This is a genomic window from Gordonibacter pamelaeae 7-10-1-b, from assembly GCF_000210055.1.
Classification (GTDB): Bacteria; Actinomycetota; Coriobacteriia; order Coriobacteriales; family Eggerthellaceae; genus Gordonibacter; species Gordonibacter pamelaeae.
In genome coordinates this window covers 3,262,045-3,269,729 of record NC_021021.1, presented here as the reverse complement: position 1 = coordinate 3,269,729, position 7,685 = coordinate 3,262,045, and the positions used below count along the sequence as shown (strand labels likewise).

6 protein-coding genes are annotated in these 7,685 nt (G+C 66.8%); 1 reads left to right on the top strand and 5 read right to left on the bottom strand.

The window, feature by feature from the left end:
- Positions 1–85: 85 nt before the first annotated feature.
- From GPA_RS18490 to GPA_RS14995, 5 genes are all read right to left on the bottom strand, one after another.
- Positions 86–403, bottom strand: a complete 318-nt coding sequence (locus tag GPA_RS18490; protein WP_015540395.1) for a hypothetical protein — start codon at positions 401–403, stop codon at positions 86–88.
- A gap of 264 nt (positions 404–667) precedes the next feature.
- Positions 668–985 (bottom strand): hypothetical protein, encoded by a 318-nt coding sequence (locus GPA_RS18485; RefSeq protein ID WP_015540393.1) that lies wholly within the window; start codon positions 983–985, stop codon positions 668–670.
- A gap of 12 nt (positions 986–997) precedes the next feature.
- Positions 998–1,390 carry a hypothetical protein gene (locus GPA_RS18480; protein ID WP_231847672.1) on the bottom strand — a complete coding sequence of 131 codons (393 nt, stop codon included), beginning with the start codon at positions 1,388–1,390 and terminating at the stop codon, positions 998–1,000.
- Positions 1,391–1,832: 442 nt separating this feature from the next.
- Entirely contained in the window at positions 1,833–3,815 is a 1,983-nt protein-coding gene (gene asnB, locus GPA_RS15000) for an asparagine synthase (glutamine-hydrolyzing) (protein ID WP_015540391.1), read from the bottom strand.
- Between the two features lie 131 nt (positions 3,816–3,946).
- Positions 3,947–5,776 carry an amidohydrolase gene (locus tag GPA_RS14995; RefSeq protein WP_015540390.1) on the bottom strand — a complete coding sequence of 610 codons (1,830 nt, stop codon included), beginning with the start codon at positions 5,774–5,776 and terminating at the stop codon, positions 3,947–3,949.
- Between the two features lie 379 nt (positions 5,777–6,155).
- On the opposite strand from GPA_RS14995, the gene GPA_RS14990 reads away from it, so the two are divergent.
- Positions 6,156–7,538, top strand: a complete 1,383-nt coding sequence (locus GPA_RS14990) for a sodium-dependent transporter (RefSeq protein WP_015540389.1) — start codon at positions 6,156–6,158, stop codon at positions 7,536–7,538.
- The last annotated feature ends 147 nt before the right edge of the window (positions 7,539–7,685 follow it).

Genomic DNA, 7,685 nt, shown 5'->3' with positions numbered 1-7,685 from the left:
GCACCATCGTGCGGGGATAGCCCCCGCCGCGCCGCCGCCTGGCTTGCGCGACGCCGCCCGCTTCGCCGGCCGCCGGGCCATCTTTCTAGTTGACATACCATATTAGTAGATATAATCTAATACTAGCATCAATCAAGTTAAGCGATCGTACGTAAGGGGACGGCTGCATGGATTCGACCACCGGGATCTTCTTCTGGGGATTCCTCATCATGTACGGCATCGTGATGTTCCTGCTCTCGCCGAAGACCGTCAGCCTGGGCGGGTTCTTCAAAGGCGAGGACAAGCAGGGCCGCGCCGCCAACCCGTGGATGATCACCGCCTCCATCTTCATTGCGTGGATCTTCGCGAAGTCGGTCACGAACGCCGCCAACATGGGCGCGAACTTCGGCATCGTGGGCGGCATCGGCTACGCCATGTACTGGCTGTGCATCCCGCTGACCGGCTGGGCGCTGTACCGCCTGCGCCGCAAGTTCAAGGCTACGGGCATGATCAGCTTCCTCACCGAGCACTACGGCATCGCGGCCGCGTTCTGCTTCTCTGCCGCCATACTGGTGCGCCTGTTCAACGAGGTGTGGTCTAACACGTCGGTCGTGGGCGCGTACTACGGCGCGTCCGGCTCGGCGCCGTTCGTCATCGCGGCGCTGCTGTTCACGGCCATCACCGTGGGTTATTGCTGCTGGGGCGGCATGCGCGGCTCCATCATCACCGACGTGGCGCAGGCCATCCTGTTCGCGGTGCTGCTCATCGCCGTGCTCGTGTGGGTGGTGCCGATGCACGACCTGTCGGATTTTGCGACGTCCGGCACGTGGACGCTCGGGGGCGGCGTGGACTTCATCATAGGCGCGGGCCTGCAGTGCCTGTCGTACGGCTTCCACGATGCCGTGCTCACCGACCGCGGCTTCATCTGCGAGGAGAGGAAGATGCTCAAGAGCTTCACGGTGGCGGGCCTTCTGGGCTTCGTGGCCATCGTGCTGTTCTCGCTCATCGGCGTGCACGCCTACCTCGACGGCATGAGCATCGCCGGTTCCAGCGCGCCGGTCGTGGTGGCGCAGAGCCTGGGCATTGTGGCGTTCTTCATGATGGCCGTCATCATGATTGCCACCGCCGGCTCCACGCTGGACTCCACGTTCAGCTCGCTGGCGAAGCTCACGGCGCGCGACCTGCCGGGCATCCTGGGCCGCACGCCCAAGATGAACCCGCGCATCATCGGCATCGTGTTCATGATCATCTTCGGCATCGTGGGCAACCTGCCCATGATCATGGGCGCCGATATCATCGCAGCCACCACCATCTCGGGCACCATGATCATGGGCCTGGGCCCCATCTTCCTGATGCACGGCGTGGTGAAGCCGACGAAGGTGGGCTTCCAGCTGGCCTTCTGGATAGGCATGGCGCTGGGCATCGTGGACACGGTGGCGCCGGCCGCGCTCGCCTTCATGAACGTCGGCGACGGATCGTACGCGAACTTCCTCGGCGTGAACCTGTGGGGCGCCGTGGTGTGCTGGGCCGCCTATATCGTGCCCGGCCTGGTGGCGCAAGCGGCCGAGAAGCGCGCCGGCATCGAGCCTGCGTGGAAGGGCCGCACGAAAGAGGAGCTGGCCCAATATGACGCGGACGTCAGGCGACGCGAGCTGGGCGTCGACCTGGACCCCGAGGACCTGGCCCCCCACAGGAGCGTAGGAGCCGCAGGAAACGCCCCGCACCCGCGGGGCGTTTCCTGCGGCAAAGGGCGCACCGGCGCCCCTCCGGTCGGGCGATCGAAGGGGCGCCGGACCTCGCACTCATCCGCCAATGGGAAGCGCCTCGCGAACCGCGAGGCGCTTCTTCTTTCGCTACGCCGCCGGCTTCTCCGGGGCCTTCTGGTCCACGAAGTAGATCTTGTACCACATGAGGAACATGTAGACGATCCAGATCTTGCGGGAGCGGTCGGCGCCGGCCTTGTGCTCGTCGAGCAGGCGCACGAGCTCGCCGGTGTCGAAGAACTTGGCGGCGATATCGCCCGTGAACCACGCCTTGATCTCGTCGTAATAGCGCTCCTGGCGCAGCCAGTTCACCACGGGCACGGGGAAGCCCAGTTTCTCCTTCTGCGCCCAGTCCTTGGGGATGGCGCGCTCGGCGGCCTCGCGCAGCGTGAGTTTCGTCTGCTCGCCGTTCGCCTTCAGGCGGGTGGGGATGGTGGCCGACACCTCGAACACGCGCTTGTCCAAAAACGGCACGCGGCTCTCCAGCGAGTGCGCCATCGACATCTTGTCGGTCTTGAGCAGGATGTCGCCCACGAGCCAGAAGAACAGGTCGACGTACTGCATGCGCGTGGTGTCGTCGAGGCCCGCGACCTCGGCGTACGCCGGCGCGATGAGCTCCTGGGGGGACGCTGGGCGCAGCACTCCCGCCGCGCGCTTGCCCGCGCGCAGACGCTCGCGCTCCTCGGGGCTGAACGCAACGCCGTTCGCGTTGGTGTAGTACCAGTCCTCGGGCCGCTCGCTCGCGCGCTCAAGGTAGTTCGCGCCGCGCACCCCCAGCGCCCGAGCCGCCTTCGACGCGCCCTTGAGCAGGCCCTTCGGCGCCCAGGACAGCTTGGCGTTCGCGAACGGCGTCTGGTAGATGCGGTAGCCGCCGAAGAACTCGTCGGCCCCCTCGCCGGAGAGCACCGCCTTCACCTGCTCGGCCGCTATCTGGTCCACGAAGTAGAGCGCCACGGCGCTCGGGTCGGCCGAGGGCTCGTCCATGTGCCACTGCACGCGCGGCAGGCTCGCCCAGTACTCCTCCTCGCCGATGTGCTTGGAGCTGTTCGCGATGTGCAGCTCGTCGGCCAGCTCGCGCGCCCAGGTTATCTCGTCGCGCTCGCCCTCGTACTCGGCGAAGCCCACGGTGAACGTCTTGATGGCGGGGTTCTCCTTGGCCAGGCATGCGGCCATGTAGCTGGAGTCGATGCCGCTCGACAAAAACGAGCCCACCTCCACGTCGGCCACGTTGTGGTAGCGCACGCTCTCGCGCATGGCGGCGTCGATGGCCTCCACGGTGTCCTCGCGGCTGCGGCCCTCGTCGAAGGCGTACTCCGGGCGCCAGTAGCGGCGCATCTCGACGGCGCCGTCGGCGCGCACGGTCATGCAGTGGGCGGGGGGCAGCTTGAAGATGCCCTTGAAGAACGTCTCGTCGAGCGCCGAGAACTGGAAGCACAGGTACTGCTCGAGCGCGTCCTCGTTGAGCGCGCGCTCGTAGGCGGGGTGCTCCAGGATGCACTTGATCTCGGAGGCGAAGATGAGCTGCGGTCCGGCCGCGCCCTGCTGCACCGTGTAGTAGAGCGGCTTGATGCCGAAGAAGTCGCGCGCGCAGAAGAGCTCGCGGGAGGCGCGGTTCCAGATGGCGAACGCGAACATGCCGCGCAGGCGGTCGAGCACGCCCTCGCCCCAGGCGAGGTAGCCCGTGAGCAGCACCTCGGTGTCCGAGCTCGTCTGGAACTCCCAGCCCTCGGTCTCGAGCTCCGCGCGCAAGTCGCGGTAGTTGTAGATCTCGCCGTTGAACACGATGGCGTAGTCGCCCTTCGCGGCGGCCGCCTCAGGGCTCGCGCAGGGCGCGCCGTCGGGCATGAGCGCGGGGGAGGTGACGGCGGAGGCATGATCGCCGGTCGCGCGCACCATGGGCTGGTTGCCGCCCTCGAGGTCGATGAGCGAGAGCCTCCGGTGCCCGAGCGCGATGCCGTCGTCTATGTACTGCCCCTCGCCGTCCGGGCCGCGATGCGCCATGACGTCGCACATGGCCTTCAAGATGGGCAGGTCGGCCTCGACAGCCCCGGTGAACCCGCAGATTCCGCACATGGATGGTTCTCCTTCTCACGTTCGTCTGCAACCATGATAGTGGAAACCGCGCGAACCCCCAAGCGCCTCGCGCACCCCTCGCCAAAACCGCAGATTTGCCTTTTGGGCCCGCGCGGAACGAGGGAGCGGGGCTATTCCTTGGGGTCCGTAGCCTGCGCGGCGTCGAAGATCTTCTCGCCGCGCAGGTAGGTGGCGAGCACCTTCGTGTCCTTGATGGCAAGGGGGTCGGCGTCGAGGACGTTCTGGTCCACCACGATGAAGTCGGCCGACTTGCCGGGCTCAAGCGTGCCCGTCTCGCCTTCCAAGCCCAGGGCCCAGGCGGCGTCGGCGGTGAAGCTGCGGATCATCCGCTTGATGTCAACGCGCTCTTCGGGCCACAGCAGGTAGGCGGGATCGTCCATGTCGGTGATGTTGGGCACGCCGTAGGGCTCGCCGTCCACGAGGTTGCGCGTCACGCCGAACTGCATCGCGTAGAAGGGGTTGGGGTTCGAGGTCACGGGGAAATCGGAGGCGGAGACGAGCGTCGCGCCCGCATCCGCGAACGACTTCATCGGGTACATCTTCTCGGCGCGCTCGCCGAGCGCCGGGCTTTCCTTCGATTCCCAGTACTGCGGCTCCTTGAAGTGCCAGTAGGGGTCGGCCACGGCCGTCACCTCCAGCTCGGCGAAGCGCGGGACGTCGCCCTCCTTCACGAGCTGCAGGTGGGTGATGGCGTTGCGCTCGTCGTCGTCTGGCACGTTCTGCTCGGCGTACTCGATGGCGTCGAGCCCCATCGTCACGGCCTCGTCGCCGATGGCGTGGATGTGCGCGAGCATTCCGGTGCGGTTGATGGCCGCGACCGCCTGGTTGAGGGCGTCCTGCTCCCAGCCGGTCTCGCCGTAGCTGGAGGGGTCGTCGGTGTAGGGCTCGGACAGCAGGGCCGATTCGTTGTCCATCACGCCGTCGACGAATATCTTGCCGGCGATCACCTTGAGCGCGTCGCCGTCGTACTTCTTCTTCAGCTCCTCGAGCTTGGCCAGGTCCTCGTCGGTCTGCCAGCTGGTGACGATGCCCGCGCCGCGCACGCGCATGGTGAGCTCGTCGCGATCCGCGAGCGCCTGGTAGCCCTCGTAGGGCACGGGGAAGAAGCCGTTGCCGGGCGGCGTGAAGAGGGACGTGTAGCCCAACGCGTTGAGGCCCTGCAGAAACGCGGCCAGCCCGTCGGCAACGTTCTCCTGGTTGACGGGGTACTTCGAGGTCAGCGACATGGCGGAGTCGGCCAGCGTGCCCCACAGTCCGCCGTCCGCGTCCTTGTAGATCGCGCCGCCGGGCGTGGAGGGCGTGTCGGGCGTGATGCCGAGGTACGCGAACGCCTTCGAGTTCAGCCACGCGCCATGGCCGTCGAACGAGTACACGAGCAGCGGCTTGTCGGGGCTGATCTGGTCGAGGCGCTCCTTCTTGGGCCCCTTCTCCAGCTCCTCGCCGGGGTAGAGGCTGGCCATGTAGCCGTAGCCCAGGTACGTGTCCTTCTCGGGATGCGCGTCGACGTACTCCTTGATGGCGGCGAGCTCCTCTTCGGCGGTGGAGAGGCCGACGAGGCTGAAGTCGAAGAAGTCGGGCGATCCCGAGTGGATATGGCCTTCGATGAGGCCCGGCAGCACGAAACTGCCCTGGAGGTCCACCACCGATCCGGCCACGTCCTTGTATGCCTGGCCGTCGGCCGCCGAGCCGGCGAACACGATGCGCCCGTCCTTCACGGCCAGGGCCTCCACGATGTCGTCCTGATCGTTCACCGTCGCGATGGTCCCGTTCTCGAAGTACTGGTCGGCCCTTTTGGCTGCCTTTCCCCGGTTGACGTGCGCGGCGCCGTTGTCGGCGGGCTCGGCGCAGCCGTAAAGGCCGAAGCCGAGCGAGGCGAACGCGAGCGCGCTGCCGGCAATGAAGGAGCGGCGCGAGATGCACGTGATCCCGGGTTGGTCCATGGGGTCCTCCGTTTCGGTAGGTCGGGGCCGCTGCGGCCCCGATACGCTTGCAGGGGAACCAGTATCGTTGGCGCGAGCGCCTTGCCCGGGTTGCGGGGCAAGGGGTCACAGCGGGGTTGCCCAACCGTCTGCGGGCCGTCATGCGCCGCGTGGGTCCCGGCGGCTTTGGAGGAGGCCCGGACCGTTCCGGATCGCTCCGGCGTCCCACACGGCGCCTTCTGCGAAAACGTGGTCGCCAGGCGGGGTTTTGCCGCTATAATGATGCATTCGGATCGCGGTGCCGAGGGTGAATGTTCGGCGGCGCCCCGTATCCGGGCTCCCGCGGACGCGTCCGCGCAGGGGCACCCTTGCATTGATCGATCGACAACGGAGGTTATCGATGTCTTCTACCGGCACGCCCGCGCGCTCGTCCTGGTCGGGCAAATGGGCGTTCATCCTGGCCGCAGCCGCTTCCGCCGTGGGCCTGGGGAACATGTGGCGCTTCCCGTACCTGGCGGCGAAGTACGGCGGCGGCACGTTCCTGCTCACTTACCTGGTGCTCGTGTTCACGTTCGGCGTGTCGCTGCTGCTCCTGGAGACGGCGCTCGGGCGCACGACGGGGCAGTCGGCCATCGGCGCGTTCAAGCAGTTCGGCAAGAAGTACGCCTTCATCGGCATCCTCGCCTCGGCCGTGCCGTTCATCATCACGCCGTACTACTGCATCATCGGCGGCTGGGTGACGAAGTACGCGGCGGCCTACCTGATCAACGGGCCCGAGGCGCTGGCCGACGGCGGCGACTTCTTCACGGGCTTCATCACCAGCAACACCGAGAGCTTCCTGTGGATGCTCCTGTTCATGGCCATCGTGTTCATCGTGGTGTCGCTGGGCGTGAAGGGCGGCATCGAGAAGGCGAACCTCATCATGATGCCGGCGCTCATCGTCATGGCCGTGGCCATCGCGGCCTACACGCTCATGCAGCCGGGCGCGGCCGAGGGCGCGCTGTACTACCTGGTGCCCGACTTCAGCAAGTTCTCGCCGGAGCTGGTCATCGGGGCGCTCGGGCAGATGTTCTACAGCCTGTCGCTGGCCATGGGCATCATGATCACGTACGGCTCGTACCTCGACCGCAAGTCCAGCCTCACGCAGAGCGTCACGCGCATCGGCTGCTTCGACGTGGGCGTGTCGTTCCTGGCCGGCCTCATGATCGTGCCGGCCGCATTCGTGGCCATGGGCTCGGGCGACGCCGTGGCGGGCGCGGCGGGGCCGTCGCTCATGTTCATCACGCTGCCCGGAGTGTTCGCGGGAATGGGCGACGCGGCCGTGGTCGTGGGCTTCGTGTTCTTCCTGCTGGTGCTGTTCGCGGCGCTCACCAGCGCCATCTCGCTCACGGAGACGTGCGTTTCCATCATCCAGGACGGCGCGGGCTGGTCGCGCAAGAAGGCGCTCGGCACGGTGATCGGCGTGGTCGTGGTGGCGGGCATCTTCGTGAACCTGGGCTACAACGGCTTGTCGTTCATCGAGCCCTTGGGCGCGGGCACCACGCTTTTGGACTTCTTCGACTTCTTCTCGAACTCGGTGCTCATGCCCATCGTGGCGCTGCTCACGTGCGTGTTCATCGGCTGGATCGTGAAGCCGGGGCTCATCGTGAAGGAAGTGAAGCTCTCGAGCCCGTTCAAGGCCGAGAAGGCGTGGACGGTCATGATCAAGTTCGTGGCGCCGGTGCTGGTGGTGGTGATCTTGGTGGCCTACGTGGCCGCGCAGTTCGGGCTGTTCAGCATGTAGCCTGCTCGGCAACCAGAGAAGTGCTTCGCGGGGCGCCCTCGGAAACGGGGGCGCCCCGCTCGTTTTCGGGATGCTGACGGGGCGGGTACGGGCGGGAAAGGGACGCCCGGCGCGGCGGCTCCTGCGCCCGGCGCGCGCTACCATGTT